General features: G+C 54.9%; 23 protein-coding genes and 1 tRNA gene. 16 read left to right on the top strand and 8 right to left on the bottom strand.

Annotated features, from left to right (window positions below; all coding sequences use genetic code 11):
• Window positions 1–105 precede the first annotated feature (105 nt).
• Window positions 106–1008, top strand: coding sequence for a LysR family transcriptional regulator (locus tag B6S09_RS13385; RefSeq protein ID WP_094279005.1), 903 nt, complete (start codon window positions 106–108; stop codon window positions 1006–1008).
• A gap of 149 nt (window positions 1009–1157) precedes the next feature.
• Here the strand turns inward: B6S09_RS13385 and B6S09_RS13380 are convergent, their stop codons facing one another.
• Window positions 1158–2480 carry a Na+/H+ antiporter family protein gene (locus tag B6S09_RS13380; RefSeq protein ID WP_094279004.1) on the bottom strand — a complete coding sequence of 441 codons (1323 nt, stop codon included), beginning with the start codon at window positions 2478–2480 and terminating at the stop codon, window positions 1158–1160.
• A 225-nt stretch (window positions 2481–2705) separates the two neighbouring features.
• On the opposite strand from B6S09_RS13380, the gene B6S09_RS13375 reads away from it, so the two are divergent.
• Window positions 2706–3311: a peroxiredoxin C gene (locus B6S09_RS13375; protein ID WP_094279003.1), complete on the top strand. Its 606-nt coding sequence runs from the start codon at window positions 2706–2708 to the stop codon at window positions 3309–3311.
• Window positions 3312–3386: 75 nt separating this feature from the next.
• On the opposite strand, the gene B6S09_RS13370 is transcribed toward B6S09_RS13375, so the two are convergent.
• Entirely contained in the window at window positions 3387–3632 is a 246-nt protein-coding gene (locus B6S09_RS13370) for a TIGR02647 family protein (protein WP_094279002.1), read from the bottom strand.
• A gap of 168 nt (window positions 3633–3800) precedes the next feature.
• Here B6S09_RS13370 and modF point away from each other — a divergent pair, with 168 nt between their 5' ends.
• Together modF and B6S09_RS13360 are read left to right on the top strand one after the other, a co-directional pair.
• Window positions 3801–5279: a molybdate ABC transporter ATP-binding protein ModF gene (gene modF, locus B6S09_RS13365; RefSeq protein ID WP_094279001.1), complete on the top strand. Its 1479-nt coding sequence runs from the start codon at window positions 3801–3803 to the stop codon at window positions 5277–5279.
• Between the two features lie 66 nt (window positions 5280–5345).
• Window positions 5346–6011, top strand: coding sequence for a cupin domain-containing protein (locus tag B6S09_RS13360; RefSeq protein WP_243832844.1), 666 nt, complete (start codon window positions 5346–5348; stop codon window positions 6009–6011).
• A 46-nt stretch (window positions 6012–6057) separates the two neighbouring features.
• Here B6S09_RS13360 and rnt read toward each other — a convergent pair whose 3' ends face one another.
• The gene (gene rnt / locus B6S09_RS13355; protein ID WP_094278999.1) at window positions 6058–6732 is read right to left on the bottom strand and encodes a ribonuclease T; all 675 of its coding nucleotides are present in this window, start codon (window positions 6730–6732) and stop codon (window positions 6058–6060) included.
• Window positions 6733–6935: 203 nt separating this feature from the next.
• Here rnt and B6S09_RS13350 point away from each other — a divergent pair.
• Window positions 6936–7023, top strand: a tRNA-Ser gene (locus B6S09_RS13350).
• A 376-nt stretch (window positions 7024–7399) separates the two neighbouring features.
• Complete coding sequence (locus tag B6S09_RS13345) at window positions 7400–9064, top strand: AMP-binding protein (RefSeq protein ID WP_094278998.1); 1665 nt, start codon at window positions 7400–7402, stop codon at window positions 9062–9064.
• Window positions 9065–9210: 146 nt separating this feature from the next.
• On the opposite strand, the gene B6S09_RS13340 is transcribed toward B6S09_RS13345, so the two are convergent.
• Window positions 9211–10134, bottom strand: coding sequence for a LysR family transcriptional regulator (locus B6S09_RS13340; protein ID WP_094278997.1), 924 nt, complete (start codon window positions 10132–10134; stop codon window positions 9211–9213).
• Window positions 10135–10190: 56 nt separating this feature from the next.
• A complete protein-coding gene (locus B6S09_RS13335; RefSeq protein ID WP_243832843.1) occupies window positions 10191–10868 on the bottom strand; it encodes a DUF2982 domain-containing protein in 678 nt (225 codons plus the stop codon).
• A gap of 65 nt (window positions 10869–10933) precedes the next feature.
• Here B6S09_RS13335 and nfsA point away from each other — a divergent pair, with 65 nt between their 5' ends.
• Complete coding sequence (nfsA, locus tag B6S09_RS13330; RefSeq protein ID WP_094278995.1) at window positions 10934–11659, top strand: oxygen-insensitive NADPH nitroreductase; 726 nt, start codon at window positions 10934–10936, stop codon at window positions 11657–11659.
• Here the strand turns inward: nfsA and B6S09_RS13325 are convergent.
• Window positions 11616–12089 (bottom strand): universal stress protein, encoded by a 474-nt coding sequence (locus B6S09_RS13325; protein ID WP_094278994.1) that lies wholly within the window; start codon window positions 12087–12089, stop codon window positions 11616–11618. The genes nfsA and B6S09_RS13325 overlap by 44 nt on opposite strands.
• Before the next feature lie 114 nt (window positions 12090–12203).
• Between B6S09_RS13325 and B6S09_RS13320 the strand changes: the two genes are divergently transcribed.
• The 4 genes from B6S09_RS13320 to B6S09_RS13305 all read left to right on the top strand — a co-directional run bounded on the left by B6S09_RS13320 (window position 12204) and on the right by B6S09_RS13305 (window position 13784).
• Complete coding sequence (locus B6S09_RS13320) at window positions 12204–12404, top strand: hypothetical protein (protein WP_094278993.1); 201 nt, start codon at window positions 12204–12206, stop codon at window positions 12402–12404.
• Between the two features lie 70 nt (window positions 12405–12474).
• Window positions 12475–12600: a TIGR02808 family protein gene (locus tag B6S09_RS13315; RefSeq protein WP_228213670.1), complete on the top strand. Its 126-nt coding sequence runs from the start codon at window positions 12475–12477 to the stop codon at window positions 12598–12600.
• 408 nt (window positions 12601–13008) lie between these two features.
• Entirely contained in the window at window positions 13009–13521 is a 513-nt protein-coding gene (sixA, locus tag B6S09_RS13310) for a phosphohistidine phosphatase SixA (RefSeq protein WP_094278991.1), read from the top strand.
• A 50-nt stretch (window positions 13522–13571) separates the two neighbouring features.
• Window positions 13572–13784, top strand: a complete 213-nt coding sequence (locus B6S09_RS13305) for a DUF1107 domain-containing protein (RefSeq protein WP_094278990.1) — start codon at window positions 13572–13574, stop codon at window positions 13782–13784.
• 52 nt (window positions 13785–13836) lie between these two features.
• Here the strand turns inward: B6S09_RS13305 and smrB are convergent, their stop codons facing one another.
• Window positions 13837–14361 (bottom strand): endonuclease SmrB, encoded by a 525-nt coding sequence (gene smrB / locus B6S09_RS13300; RefSeq protein ID WP_094279108.1) that lies wholly within the window; start codon window positions 14359–14361, stop codon window positions 13837–13839.
• Between the two features lie 49 nt (window positions 14362–14410).
• Between smrB and prmB the strand changes: the two genes are divergently transcribed.
• From prmB to B6S09_RS13275, 5 genes are all read left to right on the top strand, one after another.
• A complete protein-coding gene (gene prmB / locus B6S09_RS13295) occupies window positions 14411–15331 on the top strand; it encodes a 50S ribosomal protein L3 N(5)-glutamine methyltransferase (protein ID WP_094278989.1) in 921 nt (306 codons plus the stop codon).
• Between the two features lie 24 nt (window positions 15332–15355).
• Window positions 15356–16441: a chorismate synthase gene (gene aroC / locus B6S09_RS13290; RefSeq protein ID WP_094278988.1), complete on the top strand. Its 1086-nt coding sequence runs from the start codon at window positions 15356–15358 to the stop codon at window positions 16439–16441.
• A gap of 114 nt (window positions 16442–16555) precedes the next feature.
• The gene (locus tag B6S09_RS13285) at window positions 16556–17080 is read left to right on the top strand and encodes an elongation factor P hydroxylase (RefSeq protein WP_094278987.1); all 525 of its coding nucleotides are present in this window, start codon (window positions 16556–16558) and stop codon (window positions 17078–17080) included.
• Window positions 17081–17089: 9 nt separating this feature from the next.
• Entirely contained in the window at window positions 17090–18223 is a 1134-nt protein-coding gene (locus B6S09_RS13280) for an ATP-NAD kinase family protein (protein ID WP_094278986.1), read from the top strand.
• Window positions 18220–18510 carry a YfcL family protein gene (locus B6S09_RS13275; protein ID WP_094278985.1) on the top strand — a complete coding sequence of 97 codons (291 nt, stop codon included), beginning with the start codon at window positions 18220–18222 and terminating at the stop codon, window positions 18508–18510. The genes B6S09_RS13280 and B6S09_RS13275 overlap by 4 nt, the downstream gene beginning before the upstream one ends.
• 200 nt (window positions 18511–18710) lie before the next feature.
• On the opposite strand, the gene cysC is transcribed toward B6S09_RS13275, so the two are convergent.
• Window positions 18711–19307 (bottom strand): adenylyl-sulfate kinase, encoded by a 597-nt coding sequence (cysC, locus tag B6S09_RS13270; RefSeq protein ID WP_439331559.1) that lies wholly within the window; start codon window positions 19305–19307, stop codon window positions 18711–18713.
• Between the last annotated feature and the right edge of the window lie 69 nt (window positions 19308–19376).

Here is a 19376-nt window from a genome sequence, read left to right as displayed (position 1 = left end):
CGGTGCCGGTTGCGGCATGCCGGTTTGGATTGCTGAGTCTGCGGCTTGCCAAGCCATTCATCAAATAAATAATATGAATTCTATTATCCATAGTGTGAATGTTGTATGAAACTCCATCAGCTCGATCTTAATTTGTTGCTGGCATTTGACGCCCTGATGACCCAGCGTAATGTGACCCGGGCTGCCCACCAGTGCTTTATCAGCCAGCCGGCGATGAGCCATGCCCTGAATCGCTTGCGTCAGTTTTTTGAGGATCCATTGCTGGTACGCAGCGCCAGTGGCATGCAGCCTACCCTGCGGGCTCAGAGCCTGCATCAGGCGGTGCGACGGGCGCTGACCCTGCTAGAACAGGAACTCAGTCGGGAAGAGCATTTCGAACCGGCCAGCTCGCGCCGTCGTTTTGTGCTCAGCACCACCGACTATGTGGAGTGCGTGCTGATCCCGCCACTGATCCGCCGGCTCAAAACCCTGGCACCGAGGGTGCATATTGAAATTGAAATCCTGCGGGATCCGTTGCCCGAGACCGCTTTGGCTAATGGTGAGGTAGATCTGGTATTGGGTTTTGATGAATACATGAAGGTACCGGCGTCATTGCGTACCGAAACCTGGCTTACCGAGCCCTTGGCCGGTATTGTCGCCGACGATCACCCTGAGGTGGGCGAGACGCTGACACTGGAGCAACTCACCGTGCTGCCTCATGTGTTTCATTCGCCGCTTGGAACCCGTGACGCGAGCATTGATACCTGGCTTGCCAGCCAGGGGCTGAAACGGCAGATTTCGGTTAACAGCCAAAGTTATATGTCGGCGGCGGCCATTGTGGCGCAAAGCGATCACCTGCTGGTGCTGCCGAATAAGGTAGCGGCTCTGCTGGCCGGAGCCTGGCCGTTACGGCAGGTGGCGTTGCCGGCCGATCTGCCGGCCTACCACCTCAACTGCGTCTGGCATCCGCTGCACGACCGCCAGCCCGCCTTGCAATGGCTGCGTACGCTACTGCGTTCGCTGATCTAAGACGTTGTCTGTGAAATCTGTGTACTGTGAAGCACCATCAGGGTTACTTCCGCCGGTTTTTGAACAGACACCACAAATGTTTCGAATGAACAAACAAAAGTGCCGGGCAATGCCCGGCACAAACTCACAACTTAATAGTGAGTTGAGGGTTACAGCACCATGGCAGCCAGCCAGCCAAAGCCGATCAGCGGAAGGTTGTAGTGCAGGAAAGTGGGTACAACAGAGTCCCAGACATGGTCATGCTGGCCATCGGCATTCAGCCCCGAGGTGGGACCCAGGGTGGAATCGGAGGCGGGGGAGCCGGCGTCTCCCAGCGCTCCGGCGGTGCCGATAATGGCCAGGGTAGCCAGCGGAGAAAAGCCCAGAGAAATGCATAACGGCACATAAATAGGGGCGATGATCGGAATAGTGGAAAACGATGAACCGATCCCCATGGTGATCAACAGACCAACCAGCAGCATGGCCAGGGCGGCGAGTGCTCTATTGTCACCCAGCACGGTGGCAACGGCCTGCACCAGAGTGCCAATACCATCGGTGGCTTTGATCACTGCGGCAAAACCTGCGGCAGAAATCATAATAAAACCGATCAGCGACATCATTTTCACGCCCTGAGTAAAGGCGTCCTGACTTTCCTTGAATTTGATGACGCCCCCCATGGTAAAGATCACAAAGCCCACCATGGCACCGAGAATAATGGAGTCACTATATAGTTGCAGGCTCAGTGCGCTGAAAATGGCCAGTATCGCAATACCAATATGCAGCGGGTTAATCTTAATATGCTCTGGCTCGACGGCAATGATTTTACTTTCATCGTAATGGCGGGGTTTGCGGTAGCTGATAAACAGAGCAAATAACAGGCCGAGGAACATGCCGGCGACCGGAATGCCCATGGCCACCGGTAGCATGCCTTTGGTGGCTTCAACTCCGTTATCAACCAGGTTGGCCAGCAGAATATTGTTCAGAAAAATACCGCCAAAACCCACCGGTAGCATCATGTAGGTGGCAGTCAGACCGAAGGTCAGCACACAGGCTACCGCCCGGCGATCCAGTTTAAGCCGCGCCATGACATGCAGCAGGGGAGGGACCAGAATGGGAATAAAGGCGATATGAATCGGGATCAGGTTCTGGGACGCCACCGCCGCCAGCAACAGGGCACATAACAAGACGGCCTTTATCCATAATACCCGGCCCTGGCTTGCATCCTGACCCAAGGCCTTGATGATGTGTACTGCCAGTAAATCGGTAATGCCCGAGCGGGAAATGGCCACGGCAAAGGCACCGAGCATGGCGTAACTCAACGCGATGGTGGCACCACCGCCGAGTCCATCGGCAAAAATACTGGCGGTTTCGGTCAGCGACATGCCTGCTACCAGACCGCCCACCAGGGCGCTCAGTGCCAGTGAAATCACCACGTTGATGCGCAGCAGGCTCAGCACCAGCATCAGACATACGGCGACGACAACGGGATTCATGAAATATCCTTTTAGTTATAAACGTAAAATGAAGCGGCTAGTTTGCAAATTGAATCGGAAAAGTCGAGCATTATTTGCCAAACCGCAGAAAAACAGCACTGTGTGAACTTTGTTCAAGCGCAATGTTATTGGTGCACTTGGCCCTTGGGTTTGTAACTTACCGCCCATATACTGTTGATTCCGCCGCGATAAATTTTCGCGTGTTAACACAGCAAGGAGATAAACATGAGCGTACTGGTAGGCCGTCAGGCTCCCGACTTTACCGCCGCTGCCGTTCTGGGTAATGGCGAAATCGTTGATAACTTCAACCTCAAGGAGTTCACCAAAGGCAAAGCCGCCGTGGTGTTTTTCTACCCGCTGGACTTCACCTTTGTGTGCCCGTCTGAACTGATTGCCTTTGATCACCGTTTTGATGAGTTCCAGAATCGCGGCGTGGAAGTGATCGGTGTATCCATTGACTCTCAGTTCAGCCACAACGCCTGGCGTAACACTGCCGTTGAAAATGGCGGTATCGGTCCGGTGAAATATCCGCTGGTTGCCGATGTGAAGCACGAAATCTGCCAGGCCTATGATGTTGAGCATCCGGAAGCCGGTGTTGCCTTCCGTGGTTCTTTCCTGATCGATGCCAATGGTGTGGTTCGCCACCAGGTAGTGAATGATCTGCCTCTGGGCCGTAACATTGACGAAATGCTGCGCATGATCGACGCCCTGCAGTTCCACGAAGAGCACGGCGAAGTGTGCCCGGCTCAGTGGGAAAAAGGCAAAGCCGGCATGAAAGACTCTCCGGAAGGTGTAGCCAAGTACCTGTCTGAGCACGCTGCCGGCCTGTAAGTTGGCTGCTGCTTAACCTTGATATCAATGCCGGCGTTCTGCCGGCATTTTTCATTTCTGGATTACTTGTTCTTATCAGGCTGGGGTGGGCTCTTTCAACAGTCCCAACAGTGCTTGTGCATGCTCGGCTGTTTCGCGTCCGAGTTCGGTAAGATATCCCCCATCAGTTTGAGTAATCAGTCCTTTTTCATGCAGACGGGTGGCCGCGTCAATCATGCCGGGCGTGGCGTCGTGGCGCACTTTGATACCTTGCTGAGTGGTATCAAGATTGAAATGCAGCAGCAGGTTCAGTTCTTCCATTACCTCTGGGTGATAACGCATGGGCACTCCTTGTGTGCGGTGATGAACCATGACGTTAGCCTGTAATGATATCAAGGGCTGGGGCATGGCTCACAATTACCGCCGGTAACGTCGTTTTTTCGGGCTTGCATCCTGGGTGTTGGTTGCGGAGTATGTGAGTTTTGTCACAGCAATAAAGGATACGCTTTCATGAGCGCCATTAAGATCAAGGATGCTTGTTTTGCCATCAGTGAACGCCACCGGCTTCATATTCCTGAACTGAACCTGACTGAGGGGCAGTGCTGGGCCTTTGTGGGAGCAAACGGCAGCGGTAAAACCGCGCTGGCCCGAACGCTGGCAGGCGAACTTGAGCGGATCAACGGGGAGGCAGAACATGGTTTTGCCAGTGTGGAGTGGGTCTCGTTCGAGCAACTGCAGCAACTGGCTGACCGGGAACGGGATGAAGATGAAAGTGACTTGCTTGATAGCCAGGACGATGGTCACAGTGCCCGTCAGATCATGCTGGAAGGGGGCAGTGATCCAGTACGGCTTGAGTCGCTGGCCGGGAGGTTTGGCATCACTACGCTGCTGGATCGCGGTTTTAAATATCTTTCTACCGGTGAAACCCGCAAGGTATTGTTGTGCCGGGCGCTGCTGAGCCGGCCTGAACTGCTGGTACTTGACGAGCCCTTTGATGGTCTGGATGTGAACGCCCATGAAAACCTGATGAGCCTGCTGGCAGAGCTGGTGGCATCGGGGCAGACGCTGGTGCTGATTGTTAACCGTTTTGAGGAGCTGCCTGATTTCGCCACTCACCTGGGTTTGCTGGCGGAGTGCGAGCTGGCGCAGGCCGGTCCCCGTGAGGTGATTGCTGTCTCGGCCGAATTGCAGCAGCTTAACCATCTGGCAGTGCTTGAAGCCGGTACCCAGGCTCTGCCTCTGGCGGATCCTGATGCGGAGCGGCGCGAGTTGGACGCCGCCACCCCGCGCATTGTGATGCGCGATATACGGGTCAGCTATGGTGACAAAGTCATTCTGAACGGCCTGAACTGGCAGGTAAACCCCGGTGAACATTGGCAGATTATGGGGCCTAACGGGGCGGGCAAGTCCACACTGCTGAGTCTGGTAACCGGGGATCATCCCCAGGGTTACAGCAACGATCTCACTCTGTTTGGCCGCCGTCGTGGCAGTGGCGAGACCATCTGGGACATTAAACAACATATTGGTTATGTCAGTACCACCATGCAGCAGGATTACCGGGTAACGGCGACGCCCAGAGCGGTGATCCTCTCCGGCTTTTTCGATTCTATCGGGGTGTATCAGCAACCCGGTGATGCTCAGCTTCAGCTGGCGGAGCAATGGCTGACCCTGCTGGGCATGATGCACCTGGCCAATGAGCCATTCCGTCACCTTTCTTACGGCCAGCAGCGACTGCTGCTGATTGCCCGGGCGATGGTCAAGCATCCACCCATTCTTATTCTTGATGAACCTCTGCAGGGGCTGGATACGTTTAACCGTCACTGGGTGAAACGCTGGATTGATTTACTGGTGGCTGAAGGGGGCACTCAGCTGCTGTTTGTGTCTCACCATCCTTCAGATGCACCTTCCTGCATCAGCCACAGGCTGAGTTTTGAGCCCGACGGAGAGGGTGGTTACTGCTACCCCTGTGAAACAGTGCAGAAAGCTTGACCAAATACGGGAGCGGGGTCAGGATAAAGATCCCACTTGTTCGTCGGGTCTGTGCCGATGTTGAATATGGACTTTTCTCAATCCCTCACTCTGGGTTATCAAGCTGATCGCTGGCAGCCATCACCGGTGGCGGGGGTCTGGCGCTATCCACTGGAACGTGAAGCCGCAGAACATGGTCATGTCACCAGCCTGGTGCGGTTTCAGCCGGGGGCCGTCTTTACTGAACATGAGCATCCGTTGGGTGAGGAATTCTGGGTGCTGGAAGGCACCTTTTCCGATGAAAACGGTGATTATGAGGCCGGCAGCTATGTCCGGCATCCGCCAGGCAGCCGTCACCAGGCGTTCAGCCGCTCCGGCTGTGTGATCTTCGTCAAGCTGAATCAGTTTAACGATGCCGACCGGGAATTCAGGGTCGTGCGCGAAGATCAGGGCTTGTGGCTGACAGGAGACCATGGTTTCAGGAGGCTGTCGTTGCACCGTTATGGCGGCGTTAATACCAGCTTGCTGGAGTTTTCCGAAGGGGGACGTTTCCCGGCTTGTTGTTACCGGGCCGGACTGGAAATACTGGTACTTGAAGGTCAGCTGGATGATGGCAGGCAGTTATACGGACCGCTCAGCTGGCTACGACTGGCACCCAGCTCGGTACCAGAGCTGATTGCCAGCGGGCATACCCGGTTATGGGTGCGTACCGGTCATCTTGCCGGTGTGGCACCGGCAAGCCAGGCTGGCTGATTGTCAAAGCCCGCCTGAAAGCGGGCTTTTTACCGTCATTATGGTATTATTCCTCTGGCTGAGAGAGACCGAAATCCGGTGTGTCGGCTGGGGCGGGAGGCCAGCCACCCAGCAGTTTCCAGCGGTTAACGATGGTGCAGAACAGCTCGGCCGTTTTGCGGGTATCATACAGGGCGCTGTGTGCTTCCTTGTTGTCAAAGCTCATGCCGGCAGCGCGGCATGCCTTGGCCAGTACTGTCTGGCCCAATGCCAGACCGGCCAGGCTGGCGGTGTCGAAGGTGGCAAAAGGATGGAACGGATTGCGTTTTAACTCTGCCCGGTCGGCAGCCGCCATCACAAAGCCATGATCAAAGGAGGCATTGTGAGCGACGATCACCGCTCGCTGGCACTGATTTGCCTTAATACCTTTACGTACCCCTTTAAATATTTGTTCCAGCGCTTCCCGCTCGGTGACGGCACCACGCAGGGCACTCCAGGGATCAATGCCGGTGAATTCCAGTGCTGCCGGCTCCAGGTTGGCTCCTTCAAAGGGAGAAACATGGAAATGAAAGGTCTGATCCGGCACTAACCAGCCATTTTTATCCATCTTCAGGGTAATGGCGGCAATTTCCAGCAGGGCATCGGTTTTGGCATTAAAGCCACCGGTTTCCACGTCGATCACCACCGGATAGTAACCCCGAAAACGCTCGTGTAGCTGATTGGCTGAAGTTGTTGCCGTCATGTTGGTCCTGTTGCTGCAAAAAACGGTCGTCCATTATGCCAGAGTCAGCGGACATCGTCGCCCGTTCTGCCAAGAGCCGGAAAATGCTGTAATAATGTTCAAACGAGTAGACCATCTGATAAAAAGGGTTGCAGCCGACGCCGGTGTTGCCTACTATACGCCCCGCTGAACAAGACGGGTTGCCCGCTGTCAGCAAACAATCTGGTGAGGTGTCCGAGTGGCTGAAGGAGCACGCCTGGAAAGTGTGTATACGGAAACGTATCGAGGGTTCGAATCCCTCCCTCACCGCCAGATTTGAAAAACCCTGCATAGCAATGTGCAGGGTTTTTTGTTGTTGAAATAATAAATGGCTTCAATTTTGCTTCTGTCTTCTTAGAGAGAAAAGTCATTACCTGCAGATCAGGAAGATAAAGATGGAAGCAGACTGGATTGAACGGTGTTTGTGGCTGCTGCTGGCACTAGATGCCTTGTTGATGCTGATCGTGGAAGGGGTTTGAACCACTGGGGTGTCAAAAAAACGGCGGCATTATATTTAGTCCTGTATAAAAATCACTATCTATTAACTTTCTTCAAGCCAATCAGTGACCTGAGCTACATAAAAGCTGCCGGACTGTAAAATGTTTGCAATACTTGGTGCAGTGGCTCACACCGGCAATAAAGGAAACTCATGACCGCTTCTGATCGCACACTGCCATTGCAAATGTTGTATCACTGGGCCGAACAGCGGCCCGACGCGATTTATCTGCGTCAGCCCAGAGCGGATGGCTGGCATGATCATAGTTGGAGCTCGGTGCTGGAAATGGCCGGCCGGCTGGTTACCGGACTGCGCAGGCTCGGGCTTGAGCCGGGTGATAAAATTGCGTTGTTGTCCAAAAACTGCGCCGAGTGGTTTATCTGTGACTTTGCGCTGCAGATGGGGGGATATATCAGTGTGCCTATTTACCCCACCGCCGGGGCGGAGACCATTCGTTATGTGCTGGAACACAGTGAAAGCCGGGCGGTATTTATCGGCAAACTCGATAATCCCGATACACAGGCCCCTGGCATACCAGAAGGCTTGATACGGCTGGCCATGCCCTACGACACCAGTATTGAAACGCATCATCACTGGAGTGGCCTGCTGGTGCACGAGCCTATCAAACATCAGCCGGTGCCGGCAGCGGCTGACTTGATGAGCCTTGTGTATACCTCCGGCAGTACCGGCAAGCCCAAAGGGGTGATGGTTACCCATGGTGCCTATGCGGCCGCCTGCCGGGGGATTCTGGAAAGTACCGGGCTTAATCAACACGACCGTGCTTTTTCCTATCTGCCGCTGGCCCATATTACCGAGCGGGTGTACATACTGGGCGCCAGTCTTTATGCCGGTACTCAGGTGGGGTTTGCGCATAGTTTGCCGACCTTTGTGGACAACGTTAAAACCATTTCGCCTACGGTATTTATTTCAGTCCCCCGGTTATGGACCAATTTTCGCAGCGGTATTCTGGAAAAACTGCCTGAATCCCGTCTTAATCTGCTGTTGCGTATTCCTCTGTTGTCGGGGCTTATCAAGAAAAAAATCCAGGCCGGACTCGGACTGGATAAGGCCCGTATTCTTGGTTGCGGCTCGGCCCCCATTTCTCCCTGGCTGCTGCGCTGGTACGAAAAGCTTGATATGCCCATTACCGAAGCCTGGGGTATGACTGAGAACCTGGCTTATTCAACCCTTAACTATCCGTTTCGTTCTGATAAAGTGGGCACGGTAGGCAAGGCTGGAGTCGGAGTGGAGATCCGCATTTCCGATGATGATGAAATATTATGCCGTTGCGAAGGCATGATGCTGGGTTATTACAAAGATGAGGAAGCCACGCGGGAGACTCTTCGCGATGGTTGGCTGCATACCGGTGATCGGGGACGGCTCGACGATGAAGGTTTTCTTACTATTACCGGTCGCTTGAAAGATGCCTTTAAAACGGCGAAAGGCAAATATGTGCTGCCGGTGCCCATAGAAGCCATGCTGGTTGAAAACAGCCTGATTGAACAGGTGTGTGTGGTAGGCAGCGGTCAGGCTCAGCCCATGGCGCTGGTACAGCTTTCCGAGCATGCTGCCGGGCAGAATACAGAGCAGCTGAGCAGTGCACTGGCATCTTTCCTGGGGCACATCAACAGTCAGCTCGAAAGCCATCAGCGACTGGGGGGCCTTTTGCTGATTAAGGATCCCTGGACCATTGAAAATGACATCTTGACACCTACCCTCAAAATCAAGCGGCATCTGCTTGAGCAACAGTACAACGCGCTCGACCGGCACTGGCCTAAAGGGCAGGCGGTGGTCTGGGAAAAAGACATGCAGGAATGATTATTCCATAAATGGAATAATCACATAATTTGTTTTGCAAAATAACAGCTAATTAACACCACAAGCCTGTGGTACTGTGCACACATAGCTTACAGTAATCTTTTGTTAGTGGAGTCGGGCAGTAGTACTGCCCATTTTTTTGTCTGTTATTCCTGCTTTCCTTCCCCCATGATCACCCAGGTCGACGCCAGCCGGTTGCGCATATGCTGATCAATAAACTCGATAAACGCATTTAACCGTACCGGGGCCAGTTCGCGTTTGTGATATACCATGTGCAAGGGGCGTTTGCCGCCCAGCCAGCCCGGTAAGACCGGTTGTAGCAAGCCTGCTTCGGTATGGTGGGCCACATAATGGCAGGGTACATTGACGATACCGAGTCCTTTAATGGCCGCTTTCACCGCCGATTGCATCTGGTTCACTGATAATCTTGCGACTGGTTTAAGGTGAAAGCGCCGGCCTTGATGGTCGGTCAGTTGCCAGTTGCGGTGTGGCCAGCATTGAATAATATGGTGCTGATCCAGCTCTTCCGGGTGTTGTAGCTTGCCTTTTTGCGCGAGATAGCCGGGAGCGGCAAACAAACCATATTGCACCTCACCCAACTGGCGTGAGCGCAGGCTGGAGTCGGGCAATTCACCACTGAAAAATACCACATCCAGATCGGTGTCGAGCAGACTGGTATAGTCGTTGCTTTGCAGCAAATCGATACGAATTTGCGGATATTGCAGGCAGAACTCGGTAATGCCGTCCATCAGAAAAGTATTGGAAATGGCAATGGGGGCGGCCACTTTGATCAGACCGCTCATACTCTGGCTCTGGCCCTGAATATCGCCGGTCACCTGCTCCATTTCGCTCAGCAGCGGATTGAGCCGCTCATAATAACGCCGGCCTTCTTCCGTCAGCTGCAGTTTACGGGTGGTACGGCTCAGCAGTTTACAGCCCAGTGCCTGCTCCAGGCTGGAGATACGCCGGCTCAGGGTGGCGGTGGGCATGTTCAGCTGAGCGGCAGCGTGGGAAAAGCCGCCCTGCTGCACAACCTTGACGAACAGATACAGGGCGTCGAGATGTTTCATGATAAGGCTGACTCTGAGTGGAAAACAGCGCTATTGTGCCTGTGCTTGTTTCCTCATTAAAGAGGGGACTGCGTACCCGCATGATAGCGACGCAGCAGCTGTACAAAATCGCCGGCGTCCCGGTCGAGGCAAGATTCATGTACCAGCAGGTCATAGCCATATAGTTCGCGAAGGTGGCTCATACGGTGCCCGAGCATGGCGGCCAGTCCATGATAGTGGCGGCCTGCGGCTGAGCGATACTGATTATCTTCCACCAGCCAGTCGTGCAGCCGGGCACGCTCTATGGCTCCAAAACGCACGCCCATGGCCAGCAGAGGCCGCTGATCCGTCAGTAAATGTACAATCAGCCGCGGCGCCATCAGGGGCAGAAATTCATCATAATCCCGGATTTTGATGCCTATATAAGGCAGTGAGGCCAGCTCGAGGCCACTGTTTACTCTTGGCTGATCTACCCGCACAATGTTGCTCCAGTGCAGGCTCCAGCCGCCAAGACGGTGATGAAAGTGCAGGCTGTCTTTACTGAGTGAAAAGCTGTAAACAGGCTCTCGCAGTTTCAGCAGTCCCAGAACCAGCGCGACCAGGCAGGCCAGCAGCAAAAATATCAGTACCAGCTGTGCCTGGTCATTAAACCAGTAAAGCAGTGGCAGCAAGACTGCCATGCCGGCCAGACCCGCAGTGACCAGGGCGGGACCATGGCGACGGGACACGGGTTCAATATGTTGAGTTTCCTTCACACAGGCTTCCATTCAGACGGACTCAATATTCATGATGATACACAGACCGACATTGAAAGGTGAATATGACAGCCACCATTGAACTGATGCGACAGCATCGCTCCATTCGCAAATTTGCCAGTAAGGCCATCGCGCCTGAGCAGCTGAGCGCCATCATGGCCGCGGCACAGTCTGCATCCAGCTCCAGTTTTTTGCAGGCGTCCAGTGTGATCCGTATTACCGACCAGGCTCTGCGTCAGCAGGTGATGGCGTTGTGTGGCAACCAGGCCTATGTGGGCAGTGCCGCCGAATTCTGGGTGTTTTGTGCCGATTTTCATCGCCATCTGCAATGGGTACCTGAGGCCAGAACCGGTTTTGCCGAGCAATTGCTGATCGGGGCAATAGACACCGCCCTAATGGGGCAGAATGCCATAACTGCCGCAGAATCTCTCGGACTTGGCGGGGTGTTTATCGGCGCGGTGCGCAATCAGCCTCATGAACTGAGTCGCTTGCTCGGGTTGCCGCAGGGGGTGATTCCGTTATTTGGATTATGCCTTGGCTATCCGGCGCAGGACCCCGAGCCCAAGCCACGCTTGCCGGCAGACATGATGTTTATGGAAAACGGCTATCAGCCCCATCACGATGAAGCCCGGATGGCAGAATATGATGCGCAAGTGCGTCATTACTATCAAACCCGCAGTGGTGGTAACAAGGACACCACCTGGACCGGCCAGATTGCTGATACCCTGGCCAGGGAAGCCCGGCCCTTTATGCTGAATTTTCTGCATGAGCAGGGGTTTTGTCTGAAGTAGCCGGCTCCAGTTTAACGACCAGCACATCGCAATCGCTGATATCCACAAAACCCACACTGTTGGCAAACAGGTGACCCCAGAAGCGATGATGAGGCCGGTGGCCGCAGATCAGCAAATCGGCCCCGGTCTGTTTCACCGCCATACTCACCGCCTGATGAAGGTCTCCGCTGGGTAACGAAATGCTATCGACCTGTTTCTGTGCGTCCTGTAACAGCCGCATCAATTCATGACCGCTTTCCAGCCTGAGCTTCATTTGCAGCTTGCGCAGATCCATGTTCAGGCTGCCGACGTAAACACCGCTGAGATCCGGCTGGACATGCACCAGGTGCACTGCAGCGCCGTGGCACTCAGCCAGTTCTGCCGCGCGCTTGAGCAGCGGCTTTTCCCTGGGGTTCAGATTCAGCGCAACCAGAATATGACGATAGGGCATAGGTGTCTCCCGGCGGTTTGTTTTGCCTTAGAATAATAGAAGATCCAGTACTGCTATACCCTGACACAGGGCAGGGCAATATGGTAATGTTTTCGCCAGTCAGGAGGTTCTTCTATGTTGGTCATCGTTTTTTTACTGGCCGCTGTGAGCGGGCTATCGTTTTATGTTGCCGCTCTGCAAAGTGCGCTGCCGCCCCGTCGCTGGGCCATGCTGGGTTGTTTGTTCGGACCGGCAGTCTTGCCCATGTTTATGGCCCGCCGGCGCTTTTTGTTACTCAGCTCCCGTGGTCTTCGCTACGCCTTGCTCAGAGCCTGATGGGGTCAGGCCTCCTTAATACTGCTACACTGTCGGCAAATGCGCTGTCCGGAGCAAAAACATGAGTGCAATGGAAAAACTGATTTGGAATGTGCTGGGCTACACGGCCATGCCGCTGATCTTTTTATTTGGCTTTATTGCGGTGTCAGTGGTGGCGTGCCTGGTATTGATGTGGCTCGACAAACGCAAAGGCTGACCCTTTGTTGACCAGGATCAACGGTGACGTTTTCTTTTTCAGTAATCTGTCACTGGTTGGCGCCACGTCAACAAGCTGATGATCACCGGGGTGATCTCAGATTTTGGTTTCTGTTCATTCGTTAATCATAGAACACGTTTAACTGGCCTTAACCGGCCAGTTTTTTTTTAAGATCATCAAACTGTCATTAAACGGATGCACTCTGCGCCGGGCTGACTTTTAACTGAATCAATCGAAAAATGAATGAATTTTGTCATCGATTTGTTCTATATATGTTATAAGAGTGCTAATCGCGAAAGGGTGCCACAGGCTGACTAAACAGTGAGCTGGCTCCTTGAGCAACCAGGTTTGCAGGGGTATGATGCCCGCCCTTTTGACAAGGCGGGTTCGCCTGAAGGTGAGGTGGAGATGAATATCTTTGTCATGCGTCATGGTCAGGCATCGTCACAGGCAAGCAGTGATGCCCAGAGACCGCTAACAGAGCATGGAAAAGAAGAAGTTTGTCATATGGCGCAGTGGCTTGCGCAGCAAGTGGAGTCGTTCGACCGCGTGCTGGTCAGTCCCTATCTGCGTACCCGGCAGACCTGGCAGCAGGTCTCAGCGGTTATTCCGGGGATGCGAACGGAGTTCTGCAACGAGCTGGTACCGTCTGCCGATGCAGACACAGCTGCCAGCTTGATTTTAGCCTACGGTGATGTTGAACGAACCGGGAACTTGCTGGTCATAAGCCACATGCCCTTGGTTGGCTTTCTTGTTGAAAGCCTTTGTCCGGCCACCATGGCACCGGTTTTTGTGACCTCCGGCGTTGCCAAAATTACGCTGGAAAAAGGGCATGGCGGATTATTTAACTGGCTTGAAGGACCGCACAGTATCCGCCCCCATCACCCACGGCGCTGGCCGCTTTGTGGCTCCATGGGGTAACAAAACGTACAAATATAATGAGCACAGATAAGTAAGGCAGAGGTGAAAAAATGCGAATCTTTAACAACTATCAGCCTTTGTTGATCGCAAAACATGTAAAAACCTTTTTCAAAGGAAGGCTCTACATTCATGGGCGTGGTGCTTACCATTACGCCAAAGGGCTGCTGGTGATGCCGGAGCAGGCAGACGATCAGCACCGTAAAACGGTCAGTGAAGTCAATCGCCTGATTAATCAGCTGAACTCACCGCAGGCGACCGCCTGAATGCGCTACGCATTCATATCGACCAGCCGGGCTTAGCCCGGCTTTTTGCGTTCTACCGCTCGGTTTTAAGCAATACCAGCAGCGCTGCATTGCCGCCCCATTCCCGTGTCGCCTGATGGAATGCCAGCACTTGTGGGTGCTGAGCCAGCCACATGGGCAGTCGTTGTTTCAGAATGTGCTTGCCGTGCCCGTGCATCACAGACACACAGTTCACATTGTTTCGTTGGGCTGCCAGCAACAGCGCCGACAGCTCCTGCTTGGCTTCTTCCTGGGTCAGACCATGCAGATCCAGAAACAGCTCGGGCACGTAATCGCCCCGGCGCAGCCGTTTCAGTTCAAAGGCTGAGGTATCGCCGGCACGAAATCGGGTGGGGCCATCCTGATCCAGCCAGGGTTCATACAAGTCCGAAAACGGATGGGCTTCGGCTCTGTCCTTGCGCTCAGCTGTCCGCATGGCTTTCACCTTGACCGGCGACCGGTGCGGACTTATGGTATCCTGCTTCAATTTGCGGACACCGCGCACCGCTTCCATGAACAGCGTATTATCGTCGTTTTCGGGAGGGGATGAGGCGGTCATGTTCGCTTTGATCATTCAAAAACAGCCATTTTAGCGAGGCGGAGGGGTTTTGGACACGCTTTTTAATGATGAGGCGCTCAACGAGCTGCACACCACGGGTGACTGGCTGCGATTTGCTGCCAGCCGCTTTCAACAGGCCGGTCTGTTTTACGGCCATGGCACCGACAACGCCTGGGATGATGCGGTGCAGCTGGTGTTACCGTTGCTGCATTTGCCTCTCGACTGTCCGCCTCAGGTACGGGATGCTCGACTGGTGCCCGCCGAGCGCCGGGTCCTGCTTGAGGGTATTCGCCGCCGGGTGGAAGAGCGGCTGCCTACGCCTTACATTACCCATACCGCCTGGTTTGCCGGCTATGAGTTTTATGTGGATGAGCGTGTACTGATCCCGCGCTCACCCATTGCCGAGCTGATCGATACCCGTTTTGCCCCCTGGCTTGCTCATGAGCCGGCCCGCATCATGGACATGTGCACCGGCTCCGGTTGCATTGCCATTGCGTTGGCCCATGCGTTTCCCGAGGCAGAGGTTGATGCGCTGGACATTTCCCGTGATGCGCTGGATGTAGCGGAAATCAATATTCAGAATCATGGTCTGGAGCAGCAGGTCATTCCTATTGAATCAGATATGTTTTCCGCATTGCCTGCCGGCGATAAATACGATCTTATCGTGGCCAACCCGCCTTATGTTGACGAAGAAGACATGAGCGATTTGCCCGAGGAGTTTCTGCACGAGCCCGAGCTGGCACTGGCCTCAGGGGTTGATGGCCTCGACTTTACCCGCCGGATGCTTGCTCAGGCCTGTAATTTTCTTACCGACGATGGCGTATTAGTAGTGGAAGTCGGTAACAGCCAGGTGCACATGGAAATGGCCTTTCCCGGACTGCCGCTGTCCTGGGTGGAGTTTGAGCATGGCGGCCATGGTGTATTCGTGATCAGCCGGCGGGATCTGCTGGCGCACCGCGATCAGTTTTAATCATTAAGTTGTAAGGAAAAGTTCATGGCAGGGAACAGTATAGGAACCCTTTTTCGCGTCTCCACCTTTGGCGAAAGTCACGGCCTGGCGCTGGGTGCAGTGGTGGATGGTGTGCCTCCGGGCGTGGCGCTGACCGAAGCCGATCTACAGCAGGATCTGGATCGGCGCAAGCCCGGAACGTCCCGTTTTACCACCCAGCGGCGGGAAGCCGACGAAGTTAAAATTCTCAGCGGCGTGTTTGAGGGTAAAAGCACCGGCACTTCCATTGGTCTGTTGATTGAAAATACCGATCAGCGTTCCAAGGACTATTCTGCCATCAAGGATGTGTTCCGTCCGGGCCATGCCGACTATACCTATCATCAAAAATACGGCATTCGTGACTACCGTGGTGGCGGGCGTTCGTCGGCACGGGAAACCGCCATGCGGGTAGCTGCCGGTGCCATTGCCAAAAAGGTGCTGGCGCAGTTTGGTGTGTCCGTTTATGCCCATCTCACCCAGCTTGGTCCGATCAAGGCCGAGGCCTTTGATCAGAGCATCATTGAAACCAATCCGTTCTTCTTTGCCGATGCCGGCAAGCTGGATGCACTGGATGAATATATGCGGGATCTCAAAAAAGAAGGCAATTCCATCGGCGCCAAAATACAGGTGGTGGCAACGGGCGTACCGGTGGGCCTGGGTGAGCCGGTATTTGACCGTCTCGATGCCGATATTGCCCATGCGTTAATGGGAATTAACGCGGTGAAAGGCGTGGAGATTGGCGACGGCTTTGAGGTGGTAGAGCAAAAGGGCTCCGAGCATCGGGACGAGCTGACGCCGGAAGGATTTGGCAGTAACCACGCCGGTGGCATTCTGGGCGGTATTTCCAGCGGCCAGGATATTGTTGCCAGTATTGCCCTCAAGCCGACGTCCAGCATCATGGTGCCGGGCAAGACCATCGATAAAGACGGCAACGCTACCGAAATGGTCACCCGTGGCCGTCATGATCCCTGCGTGGGCATTCGTGCGGTCCCAATTGCCGAAGCGATGATGGCCATTGTGTTGCTTGACCATCTGTTGCTTAACCGGGCGCAAAACGCCGGCGTACATACCGGTACCCCGCAACTGCGCTGAATGTTGCCGGGGTTTACAGGCGCACCGCTTATTTTGCGGTGATGGCCGATGTCCCCTCTTGTTTGCCCGCTGCCAGCGGGTAGAATAGCGGCCCAACGGAGGGCCGCTGTTATTATGTCGTTTTGTTACCAGGATCTTGTCTCGCTGTTTGATCATACCTTTTACGTCTCTCATAACACGCGTCTGGAGCGTGGTGATGACGAACCCGTGTATCTTCCTGCCGATGAACATGCAGAGCATCATCGCATCGTGTTTGCTCATGGTTTTTTTGCCAGCGCCCTGCATGAGATTGCTCACTGGCTGCTGGCCGGCGATGGCCGTCGTCAGCAGGTGGATTATGGTTACTGGTATCACCCTGATGGTCGCGATGCGAACGCCCAGGCTGCCTTTGAAGTGGTCGAGATTAAGCCTCAGGCCATTGAGTGGGCGTTGTCGCTGAGTTGTGGCTTTGTTTTTAATGTCAGCTGCGACAACCTGGAGGGCACGGTAGAGCCGGACCGGCATGCCTTCCGGGCTAAAGTACGTGAGCAGGCTCTGCGCTATCTTGAGACCGGCTTTCCTGCCCGTGCAGCCCGTTTTATGGCGGTGTTACAGGCCCATTATCAGCGCCCGCCGTTAACCGCCGCCGACTTTATGTAAGGAGCCGTGATGTTCAGAATCGGACTTATCATCAATCCCCTGGCTGGTCTGGGAGGCAGTGTCGGTCTTAAAGGCAGTGATGGCCTGGCGGCCGAAGCGCTGGCCCGGGGAGCCGAGCCCCGGGCTCAGCAGCGCAGCGGCCTGGCATTGGCTGAGCTGACGGAGCTGAAAGACCGTTTTTGCATTTACACCGTGGCTGGCGACATGGGCGAGAATCTGTGTCAGGAGCTGGCATTGCCCTTTGAGGTCTGTCATCAACCCGGGGAGCCCACCACTGCCGGGGATACCCGCGCCGCGGTGGCCAGCCTGGTAGAACACGACATTGACTTATTGCTGTTTGCCGGGGGCGACGGTACTGCCCGGGATATCTGCGCTGTGGTACCGGACAGCCTGTGTGTGCTGGGTATTCCTGCCGGAGTAAAAATTCACTCCGGGGTTTATGGCGTTACCCCCGCCGGCACTGGCCGGCTACTGGCCAAGCTGGTGCGAGGTGAGGCAGTCAGTCTGGTAGAAGCGGATGTGATGGACATTGACGAAGCCGCATTTCGTGAAGGCAGAGTGCGTGCCCGCCGTTACGGAGAAATGCTCATTCCCGGTGAACTCAGCTATGTGCAGGCGGTCAAAGTGGCCGGTAAGGAATCGGCCGAACTGGTGCTGACCGATATCGCCGACGAGGTGATTGAGCGCATGGAGGATGAGGAAGACTGTTATTTCATCATGGGCTCGGGCAGCACAGTTGCCGCCGTCATGGAGCGACTTGAGCTGCCTAACACGCTGCTGGGTGTGGATCTGGTTTATCGAAAACAACTTGTTGCCTCGGATCTGGATGCCCAGGGCCTTTATGAATATATCAGGGACAAAAATTGCAAGCTGGTGATCACCCTGATCGGGGGCCAGGGCCATGTGTTTGGCCGGGGCAATCAGCAGCTTAGTCCGGCGGTGATCAGGGCCGTGGGGCGCGACAATATCTGGCTGCTGGCAACCAAATCCAAACTCAGCTCGCTGAACGGACGCCCGCTGCGAGTCGATACCAATGATCCCGACCTTGACCGCGAATTGGGCGGCCTGATGCGGGTGATCACTGGCTACCATGATGAAGTGCTGGTACGGGTAGTTAACCCGGAATACGAGGCAAATGAATGAATATCTTTGAATTTGAACAACGGCTGCTGAATGAAATTGATGGCAAGGTGGCGGAAGCCACTGAAGATCAGCTGTTCGCAGGCGGCTATTTGCGTGGTCACATTACCCTGGCGGTGGCCCAGAGTGAGATAGCCGGCCGCAACCATGTGCGTGATGTAAAAGCTCGGGTGAAAACCAGCCTGAACCAGGCCATCCTCAGCGGTGAACTTAACGACGATGATCAAAAGCTGGTATTCAGCTACTGGAACGAGCTGCTGGCCCGGGCGGAAGCGGAAGCTGAAGCCTGAGTAGCGGCCCCTGTGAAGTAACGTCGCACTCCAAACACCGTCGCCCCCGTGAAGGCGGGGGCCCAGTCTTCAAGTTGCTGTGCTATCCGGTCTGGATTCCTGCCTGCGCATAAATGACGGAAAAACAGGAAAGTCTACTACTTCAGGCAAAAAGGCCGGCTCAATGAGCCGGCCTTTTACATTTAGCGACAGGGCAGGGGTCAGATAGACCAGTCGCCAATGCCGATAATGCCTTTTTCTTGCAGTGCTGTAATCACCGCATCCGCTGCCTCGTCGGCACTCAGTGCGGTGGTGTCCAGGCGAATTTCCGGATTCTCCGGCTGCTCATAGGCGGAGTCGATGCCGGTGAAGTTCTTCAGCTCGCCGCGGCGGGCCTTTTTGTACAGCCCTTTCACGTCGCGCTCTTCTGCCACGTTCAGCGGGGTGTCCACGTGCACTTCAATGAATTCACCCTCTGCCAGCAGCTCCCGGGCCAGGCGGCGCTCGGCGCGGAACGGCGAGATAAAGGCGGTGAGTACAATCAGGCCGGCATCCACCATCAGCTTCGACACTTCTGCCACCCGGCGAATGTTTTCCACCCGGTCGGCATCGGTAAAGCCCAGATCCTTGTTCAGGCCGTGGCGCACGTTGTCGCCGTCCAGCAGGTAGGTATGGTTGCCCTGGGCGTGCAGCTTTTTCTCCACCAGGTTGGCGATGGTCGACTTGCCAGCCCCGGACAGGCCGGTAAACCACAGTACCGCCGGCTTCTGGCTCTTGGTGAGGGCTCGGGCGTCCTTGTTCACATCCACGTGCTGCATGTGAATGTTCTGGCTGCGGCGCAGCGAGAAGTTCAGCATGCCGGCGGCGACGGTGTTGTTGCTCAGCCG

Origin of the sequence: Oceanimonas baumannii, assembly GCF_002245495.1 — a bacterium.
Classification (GTDB): domain Bacteria; phylum Pseudomonadota; class Gammaproteobacteria; order Enterobacterales; family Aeromonadaceae; genus Oceanimonas; species Oceanimonas baumannii.
The sequence above is the reverse complement of the archived record's forward strand: the minus strand, read 5'-3'. Positions and strand labels throughout refer to the sequence as shown.

Coding starts and splice junctions, on each gene's coding strand:
- B6S09_RS13345 (WP_094278998.1), top strand. CDS start 7,400: ATGACCGCTTCTGATCGCACACTGCCATTGCAAATGTTGTATCACTGG.
- B6S09_RS13325 (WP_094278994.1), bottom strand. CDS start 12,089: ATGCCCTATCGTCATATTCTGGTTGCGCTGAATCTGAACCCCAGGGAA.
- B6S09_RS13320 (WP_094278993.1), top strand. CDS start 12,204: ATGTTGGTCATCGTTTTTTTACTGGCCGCTGTGAGCGGGCTATCGTTT.
- modF (WP_094279001.1), top strand. CDS start 3,801: ATGAGCGCCATTAAGATCAAGGATGCTTGTTTTGCCATCAGTGAACGC.
- B6S09_RS13285 (WP_094278987.1), top strand. CDS start 16,556: ATGTCGTTTTGTTACCAGGATCTTGTCTCGCTGTTTGATCATACCTTT.
- smrB (WP_094279108.1), bottom strand. CDS start 14,361: ATGACCGCCTCATCCCCTCCCGAAAACGACGATAATACGCTGTTCATG.
- B6S09_RS13305 (WP_094278990.1), top strand. CDS start 13,572: ATGCGAATCTTTAACAACTATCAGCCTTTGTTGATCGCAAAACATGTA.
- B6S09_RS13315 (WP_228213670.1), top strand. CDS start 12,475: ATGGAAAAACTGATTTGGAATGTGCTGGGCTACACGGCCATGCCGCTG.
- B6S09_RS13375 (WP_094279003.1), top strand. CDS start 2,706: ATGAGCGTACTGGTAGGCCGTCAGGCTCCCGACTTTACCGCCGCTGCC.
- aroC (WP_094278988.1), top strand. CDS start 15,356: ATGGCAGGGAACAGTATAGGAACCCTTTTTCGCGTCTCCACCTTTGGC.
- cysC (WP_439331559.1), bottom strand. CDS start 19,307: ATGCAGCACGTGGATGTGAACAAGGACGCCCGAGCCCTCACCAAGAGC.
- B6S09_RS13275 (WP_094278985.1), top strand. CDS start 18,220: ATGAATATCTTTGAATTTGAACAACGGCTGCTGAATGAAATTGATGGC.
- nfsA (WP_094278995.1), top strand. CDS start 10,934: ATGACAGCCACCATTGAACTGATGCGACAGCATCGCTCCATTCGCAAA.
- sixA (WP_094278991.1), top strand. CDS start 13,009: ATGAATATCTTTGTCATGCGTCATGGTCAGGCATCGTCACAGGCAAGC.
- B6S09_RS13360 (WP_243832844.1), top strand. CDS start 5,346: ATGGACTTTTCTCAATCCCTCACTCTGGGTTATCAAGCTGATCGCTGG.
- B6S09_RS13370 (WP_094279002.1), bottom strand. CDS start 3,632: ATGCGTTATCACCCAGAGGTAATGGAAGAACTGAACCTGCTGCTGCAT.
- rnt (WP_094278999.1), bottom strand. CDS start 6,732: ATGACGGCAACAACTTCAGCCAATCAGCTACACGAGCGTTTTCGGGGT.
- B6S09_RS13380 (WP_094279004.1), bottom strand. CDS start 2,480: ATGAATCCCGTTGTCGTCGCCGTATGTCTGATGCTGGTGCTGAGCCTG.
- B6S09_RS13280 (WP_094278986.1), top strand. CDS start 17,090: ATGTTCAGAATCGGACTTATCATCAATCCCCTGGCTGGTCTGGGAGGC.
- B6S09_RS13385 (WP_094279005.1), top strand. CDS start 106: ATGAAACTCCATCAGCTCGATCTTAATTTGTTGCTGGCATTTGACGCC.
- B6S09_RS13340 (WP_094278997.1), bottom strand. CDS start 10,134: ATGAAACATCTCGACGCCCTGTATCTGTTCGTCAAGGTTGTGCAGCAG.